Raw genomic sequence first — 16,763 nt, forward strand, 5'->3', positions numbered from 1 at the left:
AATAAAAAAACAGCATTAGAAGTTGCCTAACTTCTAACGCTGTAAAATTGGCTATCAACAGGATTTGACAGAGAGCCTTTATTTTTTGCGATGTTGGTGGAACAATAAGGCAGTTATTCCGTACATGATTAGGCTAAGAAAACTAATCAAAAGACCACGGCGTAGGCCAGGGACGTGGTAGGTTAAATGAACGTGATGTTGACCTGGTTTTAAAGAAATGCCAGTAAGATTACCCATGACCCGGTAGGTTTTAACTGGTCGGTGGTCAACGCGAACCCGCCAACCCTGATCGTAAGGAATTGAGAGAAATAGGCTAGTTCGATTAGCGGGGACCTGAATTTGACCCTTTAAATTATGGTTACGCCAGCCCGACTGTAATTGTAGTGTATTGGCCCGTAGTGTTGTTGCGGCCGTTTGAAACTTACTTTGATCAAGCTGGGCAAAACGATTAGTGATTCTACCTAATTTTTTAGGCGTTTTTAATTGAACGTGAATGATCTGTCCCTTTTTAAAGGTTCCTAAGGCAAGATTTGCGTGAGTAGTTATTTTAATTCGGGTTCGCTTTTTCCGACCATTAACGTGTAGAGAAACGTGATCGACAGGAATATTTGGAAAATAGGCGTAAAGCGGTCCATTTGTTGGAACCTTCATTTGTAGATCATAATGGTGCCAGTATTTAGATTGACTTGTCTTACGCTGAACAACCGTAAGTGTCTGAAAGTAGTTAACTTGATTTCCAAGCATGCTCTGCAGACTACGATTTTGATTAAGCAAAGGATCACCTTTAATTAACCGAACGTGACGCAAATCTTTGTTGACGGCAAAACCCAATCCTAGTGATTCAGGATGATTAGCCAGTTTATAAGAATTAGTGGTCATACTAAGTTCTTTTTGTTCGGCCAGTAGCATATTTGTAAATGCAGTTGTCCCTTCATTACTGATGCGGCGATCATTCTTACTAAACAATCCTAAGCGAAGTAACATTGTCCGAGTTTGATTGTTGAGGGTAGAACTGTACATACTAATACCACGAAAGCCAAAAAGAGCGGCGTCATTATAGTTATTGTAGGGCTCGCGAAAAGCGCGACTAATAAGTGAATTTTGACTATTCAGACGGTAAAATGTGCTAACACGGCTTTTCTTGATCCAACGGGCTTCGGTTTCGTAATTTTTAGCGTAAATTGGTTGACTACCCAGTGGTGCAGTTGTTAGAGCAGTCGTAAAATTCAACACCAGCTCACTTAAGCATAATAGGGCCAAGATTACCATGGGCAAATGGTGTTGCCGAAACGTTAGTAGGCAAGTGCTAAATAAAATGAACATTAGTGACCAAAGCAAATATCGGTTACTGACAAAAAATGGGTAACGAACATTGAAGTAATGTCTAACAAAAAATTGAATTAAATTAGCACTAAGATAACCAATGCTCAAAAGGATGGCGGCAATTGTACCACTGCGCCAAACTAGTCGCGGTGTACGCCAAGGCTTGGTTAGCCAAACTTGGTAAGCAAGGCTGATAGTGATAAAGGAAAACATGTAAACATTGCGAAAGGGAAAACCGTTGGGTTGCTGAAACATGTGCCAGATAGTGTTGATTGGTAGGAGCCAAAGACTCAGGCCAATCAATCCAAGAAAAACGCCAGCGGTATTTTTTTGATGTTGCTTAATTTGTGGACTTAGGAAGAACATGATTAATAATAAAAACATTAATGATCCGACAAATAGACTTGGCGGATGGTGCAAGCGACCCGCATAATTGCTACCACCAATACCAAATTGAGTGAAAATCTCCAGGCCAAACTGGGGGTAGGGTAAGAAACTTGTTAAGCTAAGCCGCTCCTTACTCGTTTTTAGCATACCAAGAAGTGCCGGTAATAAAATAACGGCGGTCGCCAAACCAGAATAAAGTGATGTCAAGCTAAATTGAATGATGGACCGGCTTTTTTTCTTAAGATAATGCGACCACGAAACATCTATTGGTTTATCATTTGCTAATAAGTAGCCAAAGTAACAAAGTGCGTATAAGCAAGTCATATAACCAAGGTAGTAGTTCGTTATAATTGTTAAAGCAAGTGTGAAAAAATAAAGGCCAGTTTTTTTTGTGTTGTAAAGATGACCGATACTTAAAGTGATTAGTGGTAGGTATATTAGTGCGTCTAGCCACATGATGTCATAGAAATACATTGCCACAAAGCCACAGAGACTATAAGCAGTACTAAATAATAAAGTGGTCAGACTGACTTTCCGGTAAACACGTTGTAGGTAGTAAGCCATGCTTAAACCAATCGTTGCAATTTTTAACAAAATAATAAAGTTAATGGCCACTGGAACTTCGGAAGCCTTAAAAAGAAGCAATATAAGATTGAACGGACTAATTAGATAATAAGCAAACAGTGGAAACGCGCTGTCACCTAACGAAAGTGAAAACGAATAAAAACTGAATTGATGAGTTAATAAGTGGCGACGTAATTCTGTGAAAAAAGCTATGTACTGGGTACCCATATCGCTAATTAATAAATTATGGGAGCCAAAAGGGGCCAAACCCAATTGCATAAAAGCAACGCTTAAAGTTATTAAGGGTATTAAAAATGCCAGTAAATAATAAAGTGGCCGCCGTGATTTTTGCAAAACTAATTCCTCCTTATTCCTAGTGCTAGTCAGGCTTTTGCCACAAGAATGGGGGCCGGGACAAAGATTCTAGCCGGATACTATTTCCGATTATTACTCTAGTGGGTTGTAGCGCTCATATTTAAATTAAATTATATTGCTACTAAAAATAATGCTTATGCCCGCTTGGCTACTAAATTACACGTAGGCAGATTTAGTTAGGTTCCATTCCGGCGCTGGCGTATGGAGCGTGCACCAAAAACGACTTTTGTTCCACTTCCTGTGAGTGATTTTCGCGAATAATTGTTTGTGGAGTAGAAACTGAGTGTTTTTCCAAACACTTACTAGTTTAGCGCCCGTGGCAAAGGACTTCAAGAAAAGGTCCATTTGCCAAAAAATAGAAGTTACGCCAAGTCAAATCCATGCTGGCCGGTTCAAACGGCCACCTACGCTGGATTCTTTGACGTAACTTCTATAATTAATTTTCACTAACGTTAATTTTAGTTGGTGTAACACTCAAGTGCTTAGTTAATTCTGAGATCTGACGTAGGCCGCGTTGCCGAATATTAATTGCCGCGACTTGGTCATCATTAATCGTGTGACCGCAGTTCAAACATTTAAATTGATGAACTTCTTTTTGACGATTATCAGCATTAGTAAAGCCACACCAAGGACAAATAATTGAGGTTTCGTTATTGGGAACCTGAATTACTGCTGCCTGATCACCCACCATTTCAAATAAAACGGTGAACAGTGCTTTGTAGAAATAATCGGGGCTTAAGATAATGTTTTGTGGCCGGCCAGTCTTTAAACTTGGGTGCATTTCCGTCACGTAGATAACGTTGTTGCCATAAAATTCAACTAAACGACTGACAATTTTACGGCAGGATTTAAGTACGTAGCGTTTAAGCATATAGGTTAAACGAGCCAATTCAACGTCATCGTCGAGATCAATGGAACCTAATTGTAATTGGCGAATAGCGTGTTGATACTCTAAGATATGGTTTGAAATAACTGACCCCGGAACCTGAAGTAAGTGGTCCATACCATCGGTGGCCGTAATCATATTGATCTTCCCGTAATCAAGGCCAATAACTCTGTAAGCCTGACCGGCCCCAACTAATTCAGTAATGAGTTCCTTGGGATCACGAGAAGTACTAATCGTCGCCTTTTTTGCAGGTTGAGCAGCAATATCATCAGATTTAGCTGGTGAATTTGGCGCAGTTGAAGTGGCAATCGGTGTCGTAATCAGCCTGGCCGCAGAAGCAACAGGTGCAGGCGTTGCACTGGATTGAGCAACACTACTTGCCGAATTTGTGGCAAATGATTGCGATCTTGCAACAGCACTACTAGGAATTTGTGACTCACTACTTGTGCTGCTTACGTGAGGTTTAGTGCTGTGCTGCACTTGCTTTCGTTGGTTTGGCTGTTTTGGGGCCTGGCTGCTAGGCTTTTTAGTAATCGCTTTTTTAGATATTTGTTTTTGGGGTGCCGGTTTTTTAGCAACCTGTTTTTTGGAATTACTGCTATCCTTAGTTGATTTACCACTATCCGGTAGTTCAAGGTGTAGCGCATCAGCATCATTTTGTGTGGGCAGTCGCAAGCTAATGTGATCACCGGCTAGCGTAAATAACCAGGCACGTCTGGGACTAGCAAATAATTGATCAGATTTGCCAGCCGTAAGTGTAACAACGTAAGTGTCTTGCTTGTTTAGCTGTAGCAATAATTCGTTTGTTTCACGATCGTGGGGGTTAAGTGTTGTTCTAGAGAATAAATAGAAACTGCCAGCCGGCACACTTGTGATTTTCTCCGTTTTAAAAATATCTAGCATAACGTTGATCATCTCTTGCGTCATTCGACGTCGTTGACCGATATTTTTGTTAAGTTGTTGCAGTAAGGCCCCCTTATTAGGTTCGCCTTTTTGAAGTAGGGTGAGGGCACGCTTTTGTAAACTATTTTGGCGATTGATTAATCGCTTGATTTCATTAACATTCTGAAATTTTTTAAAAACCAAAAAGATTCCTCCAAGAATAAGTGACATAGGCTAAGTAGGTACATCTTAAAATGATCTTATAGTACGCTACAACCAACGTTAATTTAGATATGTCTAAAGGACACTATTGTTCAACTAGGAAGTGTTTGGAAAAGAGTTCAGATGCTACTTTTCAATTGCAAATAGGATTTGAGCACTTTTTTAGACGTTCTCTAAATAATCTAAGTAATACTCCTATCATACCTCCAATGTCAAAGGTTGCCTAGCAGCAAAACTTAGATTGTGCTTGTAAATTACTTTTATTAGTATTTTTCTGACTAATCTAATGCAAACGTGTTTGAAAAAGTGTCATTGAGTTAAAATTTAAAAAACGGTATGCTAATTTACAGAAGAAAACGATTTAAAATTGGTGGTTAAACAATGAATTTTACAACAAATGATTTTGTACGCCTGACGTATACCGATGAGGGCCAAGGACGGCCAATCATAATTTTAACGGGAATTGGTGGCTATAAAGAAATTTGGTTGCAACAAATTTCTTACCTTGTTGCCCGACATTACCGGGTGATTAATTTGGATTGTCGTAACCAAGGACAATCTGAACAAACGGTAAAGGGGCGCCGAATTTCACGGCACGCAATGGATCTAGCCGAGCTTATTCAACAATTAAGACTTAAACAGGTGATTCTTGTGGGAAATTCAATGGGGGCCGCAACTATTTTTGCTTATATATCCCTATTTGGTGACCAAAATGTGCGAGCAGTTGTCGATGTCGATCAATCGCCTAAAATGATCAATGATCAAACTTGGTCTTACGGTTTTAAAACGTTAACTGAAGAAAACTTTATTTCCTATTTGAAAAGGCCGTTTGGTCATTCCACCTTTAAACACATTGATGATCAAACGTTTCAGGCAGTCGAACAGGCAGCCAAACAGCAGGCCTATGACGCAAAGCTAAACTTACCTTTTTTGTTAGATCATGGTCTTCAAGATTGGCGCGATGTATTATCTTCTCTGACGTGTCCAACCTTGATTATTGCCGGTGGTAACAGTCCTTTTTTCCCACCAGAATTTGCTCAAGTTGCCGCAAAAATGGCAGTAAAAGGGATGGCCGTTGTTATTCCGGAAGCAGGGCACATCGTCATGGCCGAGCAATCTCAGGCCTTTAATACTGTTCTAGGTGATTTTCTGGCTAATCAAGTGGGAGGAGAAAGATAAATGGCTGATTTAGTTTATCAAAAAATTATTCGTGATTTAAAAAAACAAATTTTTGCCGGAAAGTATGCCCCAGACATGAAATTACCAGACGAGCGCTCTTTGGCTGCTATTTATCAGGTTAGTCGTAGTTCAGTGAAGCGGGCCCTAGCAATTATGGCCAATGACGGTATTATTTTTAAAAAGCGTGGTTCGGGTACATTTATTAATCCACTTTATTTAGAAAACCAATCAGTGTTTAATTATGAGGGAGCTAATCTAGGTATTACCGACAATTTACAAATGGCCGGAAAAAAACCGGGCATTAAGTTGTTGACCTTTGATGTCGTTAAGGTGACGGAAGAATTAGCGCGGGATTTATTTCTTCAAAAGGATGACTTCGTGTACCGAATTAAGCGCTTGCGGCTATTGGATAACGTACCGTTTATGATTGAGTTAAGCTATCTACCGATTAAATTTCTGCCAGAATTAAACCAAAAAATTGCGGAAGAATCAATTTTTAACTTTTTACAGAAAAAGAGAAAGCAGGCAGTAACGAAAGCCTATTTAACAATCTCGGCGGCACCTTCCAACGAAGAAGACCAACAACAATTACGGTTGAAACCGACTGAACCGGTCGGTATCATGGCGGGCATCTTCTTTCTTGATGACGGAACGCCAATTGAATATTCAACAATGCGTTTGCATTACGCGTACCTTAAGTTTAATTCCTTCGTTTCGATTGAACCGAAAGATTAGCTCATCTAGGGCGTGGGACAAAAGATGGTTTGGCGCACATTCTAAAGTAATGCTCTGAAACAATAAACGGTTAGAACTTTTGTCTCAGCCGCACATAACGCGCAGATAGATAGTAGAATTTTGATTTGCTTTGGCTGAAACCGGAGTAAATCTTTTTATTTCGCCAAAAATAAATTGTTTTGATTATTGGAGCGTACCAATAATCATAAAAGTTGATTTTTAATTATTAATTGGTATTATAGAAAATGAAATGACGAAAACTAATTTAAACTAAAGGAGCTACCAATTATGGAACAGCAAACTGTTGACTACGCTTCACCTGAATACTTTGCGTTAATGAATGCTTATTGGCGGGCCGCTAACTTTTTATCGGTTGGGCAACTCTATCTACGGGATAATCCATTACTGAAACGGCCATTAAAAGATACTGACGTGAAGGTACATCCGATCGGCCATTGGGGGACTATCGCTGGACAGAACTTTATTTATGCGCATTTGAACCGAGTTATTAATAAATATGATTTAAATATGTTCTATTTAGAAGGACCAGGTCACGGTGGGCAAGTAATGGTTTCAAATTCTTACCTTGATGGTTCTTATAGTGATATTTATCCGGAAGTTTCACAGGACGAATTGGGTATGAAAAAGTTATTTAAACAGTTTTCCTTCCCAGGTGGGATTGCTTCACACGCCGCACCAGAAACACCGGGGTCAATCCATGAAGGTGGCGAACTAGGCTACACTTTGTCTCACGCAACAGGGGCCATTTTGGATAATCCCGAAGTTATTGCCGCAGCCGTTATTGGTGATGGTGAAACTGAGACTGGACCCTTGGCCGCATCTTGGTTTAGTAATGCCTTTATTAATCCAATAAATGATGGTGCTGTTTTGCCGATTATTAATATGAATGGTTTTAAAATTTCTAATCCAACTATTTTAGCGCGAAAAACGGATGAGGAACTAACTAAGTACTTTGAAGGTGCAGGCTGGGACCCGCTTTTTGTTGAAGGTGATGCTCCTGAAAAAATGCATCCTGAATTGGCTGCGGTGATGGATGAAGCAATTGAAAAAATTAAGGCAATTCAAAAAAAGGCGCGGGACAATAACGATCCAACCCAACCAGTATGGCCAATGATTATTTTCCGTGCTCCCAAGGGCTGGACTGGGCCTAAAACTTGGGATGGTGAACCAATTGAAGGCTCATTCCGGGCCCACCAAATTCCGATTCCGGTGGATGCTAATGATATGGAGCATAGCGATTCATTAACTGCTTGGTTAAAATCTTACCGGCCAGAAGAATTATTTGATGAAAAGGGTAGCTTGAAGCCTGAATTACGCAATTTAGCGCCAAAAGGAATGCGGCGGATGGCGGTTAATCCAATTACGAATGGGGGAATTGATCCCCATGATCTACGTTTGCCTGACTATAAAAAATATGCTCTAGATAATACAAAGCGGGGGACACAAGTTCAGCAAGACATGTTAATCTGGTCGCAGTACCTTGCGGATTTAGTTAAATTAAATCCAACTAATTTCCGGATATTTGGACCGGACGAGACGATGTCTAATCGCTTATACAGTCTGTTTGATGTCACTAAACGGCAGTGGTTAGAGAAAATTGAAGAACCGCAAGATGAGGCTTTAGCACCGGCAGGACGGATTATTGATTCACAATTGTCCGAGCATCAGGCCGAGGGCTTCAATGAGGGCTACACATTAACTGGTCGGCATGGTTTATTTACAAGTTACGAGGCTTTCTTACGCGTTGTGGATTCAATGCTAACCCAGCACTTCAAATGGATTCGTAAGGCCGCAGAACTTGATTGGCGCCACGATTATCCATCATTAAACATTGTTTCGACTTCAACAAGTTTTCAACAGGATCATAATGGTTATACACACCAGGATCCAGGTATTTTAACGCATATGGCCGAAAAGAAACCGGAATTCATCCGGGAATATTTACCGGCCGACGCAAACTCACTATTGGCGGTAAGCCCGCTAATCTTCAATAGTCGCGAAAAAGTTAATATCTTGATCACCTCAAAGCAACCACGGCCGCAATTTTATTCAATTGATGAAGCGACAATGCTTGCTCAGCAGGGGCTAGGAATTATTGATTGGGCGTCAACTGATCAAGGTAGTGAACCTGATGTTGTTATTGCGGCCGCTGGCACAGAGCCTAATATGGAAAGCCTGGCTGCCATTAATTTACTTCACGATAGTTTTCCAGAATTAAAGATTCGCTTTGTTAACGTTGTTGATTTACTCAAGTTACGAAGCCCCAAATTGGATCCACGTGGTTTAAGTGATGAAGAGTTTGATCATTACTTTACGGCTGATAAGCCCGTTTTGTTTGCCTACCATGGTTTTGAAGATCTGATTCGTTCAATTTTCTATGATCGCCATAACCGAAACGTGATGTTTCATGGTTACCGTGAGGAAGGCGACATCACGACAACTTTTGATATGCGGGTAGTTAATGAATTGGATCGTTATCATTTGGCCAAGGACATCATGATGCATGTTGCCGGATACCAAGATAAGGCCGCCGCATTCATTCAGCAAATGGATCAGCAACTACAAAAACACCACGATTATATTCGCGAAAACGGCGAAGATTTACCAGAAATTGAAAATTGGGTTTGGCAAGCGCTTAAATAAAAATTAAATAAAAAGTGGCTCTTTTTGACGACTAGTCTCTGCAAATTACACGGACTAGCCTAGACTAGGCCTCTTTTTTTGTTTGTAAAAAAAGAATACAATAAGTAAATATCTTTTTACGGGGGAATTATTATGGAAAGGCAAAAGATGGGGTTGTTTTCGCTGGTGATGTTGGCCTTAAGCTCAATTATTGGTTCCGGCTGGCTTTTTGGTTCTGGTGAGGCCGCGCGTGTTGCTGGTCCGGCAGCGATTATTTCTTGGATAATCGGCGCAGTAGTTATTATCACAATTGCGTTTAATTACGTTGAACTCGGTACGATGTTTCCCGAAAGTGGAGGGATGAGCCGCTATGCCCAGTATAGTCACGGACCACTACTTGGCTTTATTGCAGCGTGGGCTAATTGGGTTTCATTAGTTACAATTATTCCAATTGAGGCGGTTGCGGCCGTCCAGTATATGAGTTCTTGGCCCTGGTCGTGGGCGAGTTGGACACACCATTTTTTGGCCAAGGGAAATGTAACGACGGCTGGTCTTGGAGTCGTGTTTATTTTCATGCTAATTTTCACATTACTAAATTTTTGGTCAGTCAAACTATTAACGCGTTTTACTAGTTTACTGGCCATTTTTAAAATGCTGATTCCTACTTTAACTATTTTACTATTGCTTTTTTCCGGTTTTCATGCAAGCAACTTTGGGCATAATTGGCAAACTTTTGCGCCTTATGGCAGTTCGGCCATTTTTGAGGCAACAACGGCCTCAGGAATTATCTTTTCGTATAACGCTTTTCAAACGGTAATTAATATGGGAAGTGAAATTGAACGACCACACAAAAATATTTTACGTGGAATTGCCATTTCGTTGGCCATTAGCGCAGTTATTTACACATTACTGCAGGTTACCTTTATTGGAAGTGTTCGACCTTCCTTATTGGCACGAGTTGGCTGGCATGGGTTGAATTTTCAATCACCATTTGCTGATTTGGCGATGATGTTAGGGCTATATTGGCTCTCACTATTACTTTATCTAGACGCCTTTGTTTCGCCATTTGGAACTGGTGTTTCCTTTGCCGCAACGACCGCACGGACCTTGGCCGCAATGACGCAAAATAGGCACATGCCAGGCTGGTTAGGCCGTTTGAATCGGCGTTACTTAATTCCGCGCTTTGCCATGTTGGTGGACCTTTTTGTCAGTATGCTGTTAGTTAGTGTTTTTCGGAATTGGAGTACTTTGGCCAGTGTCATTTCAACTTCTACCTTAATCGCCTATTTAACCGGACCAGTTACGGCAATCTCACTACGAAAAATGCGGCCTAATTTTAAGCGGCCGTTTAAATCAAAATGGCTACACGTAATGGCACCACTTGCCTTTGTGTTAGCAAGTCTGGCAACTTATTGGGCAATGTGGCCCACAACTGTAGAAGTGATCTGTGTTATTTTGTTGGGGTTACCATTTTACGTTTATTACGAGCACCGCTATGGCTGGAAGTTATGGCGGGAACAAGTGAAAGGAAGCTTGTGGTTAATCGTATACTTGGCCTTTCTGTCCGTTGTTTCTTTTATTGGTAGTAAAGGATTTGGTGGCATTAATTGGTTGCATTATCCGTGGGATTTTTTAACCATCACGGTAGTGGCACTGATCTTTTACCGCTGGGGCATTGCCAGTCGATTGGATAGTTCAGAGTTGGTGGCGGCAGCAAAGGTTAATCAAGCAGTTATTATGCCAGAAGATGAAGATTAATAGAGAGTGTTTGAAAAAGCGGTTAGATTCTGAGGATTAGCCTAAACAGACGAATTACCTTTGAAAAAGGTGATTTGGCTGTTGTAGCTACTATTCCGCAATTGAGGATTATTAGCACAACTCGCTAATAATCTAGATGCTTCATACGTTGTCCATTCAACTAAGGCAAAGACCGCCAAGTTGAAACATGGCAACCGCAGGAATCTGCTTTTTCAAACATGTTTCCACTAAATTGGCTAGGGAGAAACTAGTAAAGGTATTTTTAAACGCTTTGGTTTCACTGAATAATTAGCAGTAAGGAAGGTAAGTAAGTTAATGGGAAGACAAACACAGGGAATTTTGTTGGCTTCAGGTGGGGCCATCCTTTGGGGGATTGCTGGTCCAGTTGCACAGCTTTTATTTGATGACTATGGAGTAAACTTGGACTGGTTGATTGGCTCTAAAATGTTAATTGCCGGCGTGATTTTGTTGATACTAGGTAGCTTTTGGCCAGCACAACGTCGCCAAATATTAGGTATTTGGCGCAGTCGGCGGTCAATTATGCAACTTTTAATTTTCACGATTTTTGGCATGACGGCGATGCAATACGTTTACTATAAAGCAGTTGCGGTGGGTAATGCGGCGACTGCCACCATTTTACAGTTTCTATCACCAATTTTTATCGTGCTTTACATTGCTTTTCGTTATCGCACACAACCGCGGCGCCCAGACGTTATTGCTATTATTGCGGCTTTAGTTGGCACTTACTTATTAGTCAGCGGGGGTAACCCGACCAAATTAACTGTGGCACCAGCCGCCCTTTTTTGGGGAATTGTAACGGGTATTGCCGCGGCTGCCTATGTACTGCTACCAGAGGGCTTATTGGATCAATATGGTTCACTAGCCGTTTCAGGTTGGTCAATGACGATTGGTGGTATTTTGTTTAATTTTCGTCAGCCAATTTGGCGTGATGTCCCGCGACTTGATTGGCGGGGTCAGTTGGCCTATTGGTTTATCGTTATTTTAGGGTCAGTCGTAGCCTACTTTGTTTACTTAGCGAGTTTGCAGTATATTTCGGCGACCGCAGTTGGGTTGCTAGATGCATTTGAACCCTTAGCTGCAACCGCCGTTTCGGTGTTATACTTACATTTGAAGTTTGGTTTAGCCGAAATTATTGGAACAGTGCTGATTTTGAGTACAGTTTTCATCCTTGCAGTTGCCAAACCGCGTTCATTGGAAGAAAAGAATAATTGATTCACATAAGATAACAACTATATTTATATAATACGAGGAGGAACGATTATGACAGTCTTTGTAGTTGGTGCTCATGGTCAGATTGGTCAGATGGTAACTGCTAAGTTACACCAAGCCGGGCAGGATGTTATTGCCGGAATTCGTGATTCGGAACAAGCGGCCTTGTTTACGAAAATTGGCGTTAAAAGTCGGCAGTTTGATTTGCTTGATTTACCAGAAACAATGGCAGCGGCATTTTCAGATTGTGACACGGTAATCTTTACGGCCGGTTCAGGTGGCAAGACTGGCTATGATGGTACACTCAATATTGATTTAGATGGTGCCGTCAAGACGATGACGGCGGCAAAACTTGCTGGAGTTAAACATTATTTAATGGTAAGTGCAATGGGAACGGCCGATCGTACTTTTTGGCCGCAATCAGGTATTCGACCGTATTATGTTGCCAAGTATTACGCCGATGAATGGTTAATTAATCGGAGCCAACTTAACTATACAATTTTGCGTCCAGGAGCTCTAACGAATGATCCGGCGACTGGACTAGTAACAGTTGATCCTGATAAATCGGCGGGTAAATCAATTACCCGTGAAGACGTTGCCGAAGTATTAGTTCAACTTGTGATTAAACCGGCTAATGAAAAAATTATTACTGTTGTTAACGGTGCGACACCAATTTTAAAAGCATTGGCTTAGTTAGTTTGGCCGAGCCATACGGAGGAAATCAAAATGAAGATTAAGACACAGGATTTTTTGGATCAGGTCAGGGCAGAAACATTTACCAGTGACCAGATTGAAATCAAACAAGCAGATTTGAAAAAAGACATGACTAAATTATTAGCGCCAGGTTACCAATTCTTGCTTTCAAATTTAAAAGAAAATCAAATCAGTCAATTTAAATTAATGCTGCCATTTGAAGTGCCAGCAACGATTGAATTACAGGCTGGTATTATCAATTTACCATTTGAGTTAGTTGATAAAATTGCACTATTGACCAATAGTGAAGATGAGGTTCCCGTTAGGCTATATTTAATTACGACCGCGGAAAACTTAAACAAATCGGGGATGCGGATCGATGAAATGGCAACCGTGACCGAATTTTTGGCCAAACCGACTGAAGTTGAGGCCAAAATCACAACTGAGATTAGTCAGAAACTAGTTGAATTACAGGAAGCACCAGCAGCACTTGAATAACCGGTAAACTTAAGAAAATTGAAATTGAAGCGCTGGCTAAATAATGCTATTCTAAAGGTAGCATTTTTTTGAATTTACCCGATATTTATTGATGGGTTAAGGACCGGTAGTTGCACAAATTAATCGGTTTTTAAATAATGATAGCAGTGCTTTAAACAATTATAAGTTAACGAAATTTCGGATTTTGGCCTAGAAGAAGGAGTCACAGAATGAATCGATTGGCACATTTGAAATTAAATACGCACCTTTTTGCGACTGATTTGGGCGATCTAGGCGCAGGAGAGTTCTTTTGCCCTAACTGTGGTGCACCAATCACTGCTGCTGATCAAAAATGTCCCAACTGTCATTTTGATTTAGTTGCCTATCGACAGCAAACGACAGGGACAGCGCCAGATGATAAGCCGGCATCTGAAGTGGCAAAGAAAAAGACAACACAAACAGCGGTAAACAATAAGCAAAAGGCTGCTGATTCAGCTAATAATGTTGCAACTTCAGCGGCCGATATTTTATCAGAAATTAATTCTGAAGAAAATCCTGAAGAAATTTTCAAAAAATTAAAGGCAGCAAGCACCCAAATTGCTGCAGAAGAACCTAAGTTGACTCCGAAAAAGGGTGAATCCGTTGCTAGTTCAGCAATGGAAAGTCGGCGGGTAACGCATGCTTTAGATAAAACAAAAGATATTTCGGATTTGGTTGATCAGGTTCGGGCAGTTTCAAACGATCAAGAACAATCCAAGATCGCAAGTAGTTCAGCCGCAGAAGATAAGGAGCAGCAGGCACCTGCGTTGAAGACCGATCAACCTGTTAAAAAGGCAGTAAAGCCCAAAACAACTGATAATTCACAAGCGCCGGTTAAGCGGCCGATAGCAAAGAAAATGGTGAAGCAACAGCCAATAGAGTCAGTTAAGGATGATTCTCAGGCCACTTCTTCCACAGAAACTACCCAAAAAGAGTCAAAACAGGCAACTAATGAAGAGAAGACTGATTCTGAAGAAAAGGTTCAGCGTAGTTCTAACACGAAAAAGCAGCGTTCACTAAGGACTTGGTTAGGTGTGCTGATTGCGCTGATTGTCGTTTTGTTAATTGCTTTCTTTTGGGGAAGAGCACACTATAGTCGGCAGGCGCAATTGGACCGTACTTTTACTGCTTTAGCAACCGAGAAACCAAGTATGGTTAGTGATGTTATGGTCAGTTCAAATAAGAGCCTAACGTTGAATCTTGGTAATAGTCGGCCCTTTGTTCGCTATTTAAAGGCTAATAAGAATTATTTGTCTACTAGTAAAAAACAACTGAAAACTAATTCAAAAACGACGGATGGGACCTTATCCTTCGTTAAAACAGGTCGGACGTTTATTTTTGATAAATATCAATTGGAGATTAAACCAATTTACCGCCTGATTAAGACCGATATTCCGTCACCCTCGATTTATTTAGATGGACAAAATATGACGGCGAAAAAGGAAAATACGGTTCAAAAAATTGGACCGTTTATTCCCGGCAAGTACACGCTAACCGTTACAGGTGAGACGCAAAATAAAACATTGAAACGTACAGCTTATCCGACTTTTTTAGCGGCCGACGCACAGACCATCGATTTAACGTTGAAGCCAGTGGCGCCGGTTATTCAGAGTAATGTCGCTGACGGGCAGGTTTACGTTAACAATGAAAAAAAGGGTGATCTAAAGAATGGCCAGCTTAAGTTGGATTCATTGACTTGGCAGCCAGGTCTTAAAGTAGCAGTCAAGAAAACGGTAAATTCTAAAACATATCAGTCAAAAGCTGCTACAATTTCTAAAAATAGTGACGGTCAGACGATTGATGCTTCCTTACCACAATTCTTGACAACAACTAAAGCGCAAAATTCTTTAGAACAGCTCTACAAAACGGTTAGCACTGAAACCCACGGACAAAATAAAAGTTACCAGACCAATCAACAGTTGGCTAATTATTTTACACAAGGAGCTAGTGCTGATTGGTATTCACGTTTGAATAAATTTATTCAACAAGCCCAGATGCCAACTAGCAATATTGATTACACAGATTTTGCCGTTAAGGTTAACCAGGTTCAGGCCCAGTCTTTGACTGATGCCACAGTTAATTTTGATGTGACCTATACAACCCATTATTTGGCAAGTTCTGGTAAACAACCCCGAATTCAAACTTTCCGTTACACAACGGCACATTTGAAAACAACTAACGGTACAACTAAGATCGTTGACCTTGGGAGTTCTGAACAAAAGATTGCCGATAACAATGCAAATAGTTAGGTAACGGTAACGAGTGAAAGAGTGCGTTTAATCAGGTTTAAGCCTGATTTAAGGCACTTTTTTTGTCCATTTAAGTTAATTTAACGTGTATCTAAATTAAGCGCATAATTATTGGGCGACGTATTCTGCCATTTAACATGGTAGAATAGAGTCAAATTTATTAATGAGGTGACAAAATGGCAACTTTTGATTTAACGAAAATTCGCCAGCAATTAGTACAGGGGGTAACTGAGTTCTTAGATCAGGCCAATTTTCCTGAGGATTCGTTACTTGTACTTGGCTGCAGTACCAGTGAAATTCACGGACAACAGATTGGTAAGGACTCTTCGATTGCGATTGGCCGGGCCGTTATTGACGTGTTAATGACGGTGTTTAAGAAGCGTCATTTGCATTTGGCCGTTCAGGGGTGTGAACACATTAATCGCTCATTACTACTGGAGCGAACTGAAGCCGAAAAACGTGGCTTTGATCAGGTAACGGTTGTATCAGCATTACACGCCGGTGGAGCGGCACAAATGGCAGCGTACGAACGCTTTGCTGATCCAGTAGAAGTGGAACACATTGTTGCTGCTGGAGGATTGGATATCGGTGATACTTCAATCGGAATGCACGTTAAATTTGTTCAGATCCCCGTTCGGACTTCAATTAAAGAGATGGGGCCGCGCACGTGACCTATTTACGCAGTCGACCTAAACTAGTTGGCGGACAACGGGCACAATATGTTTGGCGAGGTATTGATTAAATAGAGTTTACAAGTTTAAAATATCCCTGAAAAGATGGTTTCTAGTCAGCATATTTCTGGCGCTGGCCTTCCTTAATTTGTCATACTTGAGTTAACAAATTAAAGGGGGTCATTTTATGACTGGAAAACTCGATAAAGTAAAAGGCAAGATCAAAGAAAAAACTGGTGACCTAACTAACAATGAGGAACTAAAGGCCAAAGGTAAGGCGGATCAGGCTAAAGGCAAAGCCAAAGAAACGGCGGCCGATTTAAAGGATAAGACTGACGATTTAGGTGACAATATTAAAAAATAGGCATATAAAAAGGTAGAGGCTGGGACAAAAGTCCCTAGCCTCTATTTATTTCCGAACATTACTCTAGAACGTGCGCCAAAATCGCC

11 protein-coding genes and 1 pseudogene are annotated in these 16,763 nt (G+C 40.9%); 10 read left to right on the forward strand and 2 right to left on the reverse strand.

Features of this window, described 5'->3' with window-relative positions; all coding sequences use genetic code 11:
• Positions 1 to 78: 78 nt before the first annotated feature.
• Positions 79 to 2,628, reverse strand: a complete 2,550-nt coding sequence (locus EKM98_RS03575) for a YfhO family protein (RefSeq protein ID WP_125980592.1) — start codon at positions 2,626 to 2,628, stop codon at positions 79 to 81.
• Positions 2,629 to 3,085: 457 nt separating this feature from the next.
• Positions 3,086 to 4,621 (reverse strand): zinc ribbon domain-containing protein, encoded by a 1,536-nt coding sequence (locus tag EKM98_RS03580; protein WP_125980594.1) that lies wholly within the window; start codon positions 4,619 to 4,621, stop codon positions 3,086 to 3,088.
• Between the two features lie 399 nt (positions 4,622 to 5,020).
• Between EKM98_RS03580 and EKM98_RS03585 the strand changes: the two genes are divergently transcribed.
• The 10 genes and pseudogenes from EKM98_RS03585 to EKM98_RS03630 all read left to right on the forward strand — a co-directional run bounded on the left by EKM98_RS03585 (position 5,021) and on the right by EKM98_RS03630 (position 16,677).
• On the forward strand, positions 5,021 to 5,818 hold the full coding sequence (locus EKM98_RS03585; protein WP_125980596.1) for an alpha/beta fold hydrolase: 798 nt from the start codon (positions 5,021 to 5,023) through the stop codon (positions 5,816 to 5,818).
• The gene (locus EKM98_RS03590; protein ID WP_125980598.1) at positions 5,819 to 6,553 is read left to right on the forward strand and encodes a GntR family transcriptional regulator; all 735 of its coding nucleotides are present in this window, start codon (positions 5,819 to 5,821) and stop codon (positions 6,551 to 6,553) included. It abuts the gene before it with no gap.
• Between the two features lie 288 nt (positions 6,554 to 6,841).
• A complete protein-coding gene (locus tag EKM98_RS03595) occupies positions 6,842 to 9,217 on the forward strand; it encodes a phosphoketolase family protein (RefSeq protein ID WP_068225619.1) in 2,376 nt (791 codons plus the stop codon).
• Between the two features lie 132 nt (positions 9,218 to 9,349).
• Positions 9,350 to 10,954, forward strand: coding sequence for an APC family permease (locus EKM98_RS03600; RefSeq protein WP_068225618.1), 1,605 nt, complete (start codon positions 9,350 to 9,352; stop codon positions 10,952 to 10,954).
• Positions 10,955 to 11,269: 315 nt separating this feature from the next.
• Positions 11,270 to 12,187: a DMT family transporter gene (locus tag EKM98_RS03605; RefSeq protein ID WP_068225617.1), complete on the forward strand. Its 918-nt coding sequence runs from the start codon at positions 11,270 to 11,272 to the stop codon at positions 12,185 to 12,187.
• Positions 12,188 to 12,235: 48 nt separating this feature from the next.
• Complete coding sequence (locus EKM98_RS03610) at positions 12,236 to 12,877, forward strand: SDR family oxidoreductase (protein WP_068225616.1); 642 nt, start codon at positions 12,236 to 12,238, stop codon at positions 12,875 to 12,877.
• 33 nt (positions 12,878 to 12,910) lie between these two features.
• Entirely contained in the window at positions 12,911 to 13,375 is a 465-nt protein-coding gene (locus EKM98_RS03615; protein WP_125980600.1) for a hypothetical protein, read from the forward strand.
• A gap of 209 nt (positions 13,376 to 13,584) precedes the next feature.
• Complete coding sequence (locus EKM98_RS03620) at positions 13,585 to 15,642, forward strand: zinc ribbon domain-containing protein (RefSeq protein ID WP_125980602.1); 2,058 nt, start codon at positions 13,585 to 13,587, stop codon at positions 15,640 to 15,642.
• 176 nt (positions 15,643 to 15,818) lie between these two features.
• Positions 15,819 to 16,384: pseudogene (locus tag EKM98_RS03625) on the forward strand (TIGR01440 family protein).
• Positions 16,385 to 16,500: 116 nt separating this feature from the next.
• A complete protein-coding gene (locus EKM98_RS03630; protein WP_125980604.1) occupies positions 16,501 to 16,677 on the forward strand; it encodes a CsbD family protein in 177 nt (58 codons plus the stop codon).
• Positions 16,678 to 16,763: the final 86 nt, after the last annotated feature.

Source organism: Loigolactobacillus iwatensis, from assembly GCF_003950295.1.
GTDB classification, from domain to species: Bacteria; Bacillota; Bacilli; order Lactobacillales; family Lactobacillaceae; genus Loigolactobacillus; species Loigolactobacillus iwatensis.

Bases quoted from the DNA above. Each gene is read 5' to 3' on its own strand.
- EKM98_RS03585 (WP_125980596.1), top strand. From the start codon at position 5,021: ATGAATTTTACAACAAATGATTTTGTACGCCTGACGTATACCGATGAG.
- EKM98_RS03590 (WP_125980598.1), top strand. From the start codon at position 5,819: ATGGCTGATTTAGTTTATCAAAAAATTATTCGTGATTTAAAAAAACAA.
- EKM98_RS03595 (WP_068225619.1), top strand. From the start codon at position 6,842: ATGGAACAGCAAACTGTTGACTACGCTTCACCTGAATACTTTGCGTTA.
- EKM98_RS03600 (WP_068225618.1), top strand. From the start codon at position 9,350: ATGGAAAGGCAAAAGATGGGGTTGTTTTCGCTGGTGATGTTGGCCTTA.
- EKM98_RS03605 (WP_068225617.1), top strand. From the start codon at position 11,270: ATGGGAAGACAAACACAGGGAATTTTGTTGGCTTCAGGTGGGGCCATC.
- EKM98_RS03610 (WP_068225616.1), top strand. From the start codon at position 12,236: ATGACAGTCTTTGTAGTTGGTGCTCATGGTCAGATTGGTCAGATGGTA.
- EKM98_RS03615 (WP_125980600.1), top strand. From the start codon at position 12,911: ATGAAGATTAAGACACAGGATTTTTTGGATCAGGTCAGGGCAGAAACA.
- EKM98_RS03620 (WP_125980602.1), top strand. From the start codon at position 13,585: ATGAATCGATTGGCACATTTGAAATTAAATACGCACCTTTTTGCGACT.
- EKM98_RS03630 (WP_125980604.1), top strand. From the start codon at position 16,501: ATGACTGGAAAACTCGATAAAGTAAAAGGCAAGATCAAAGAAAAAACT.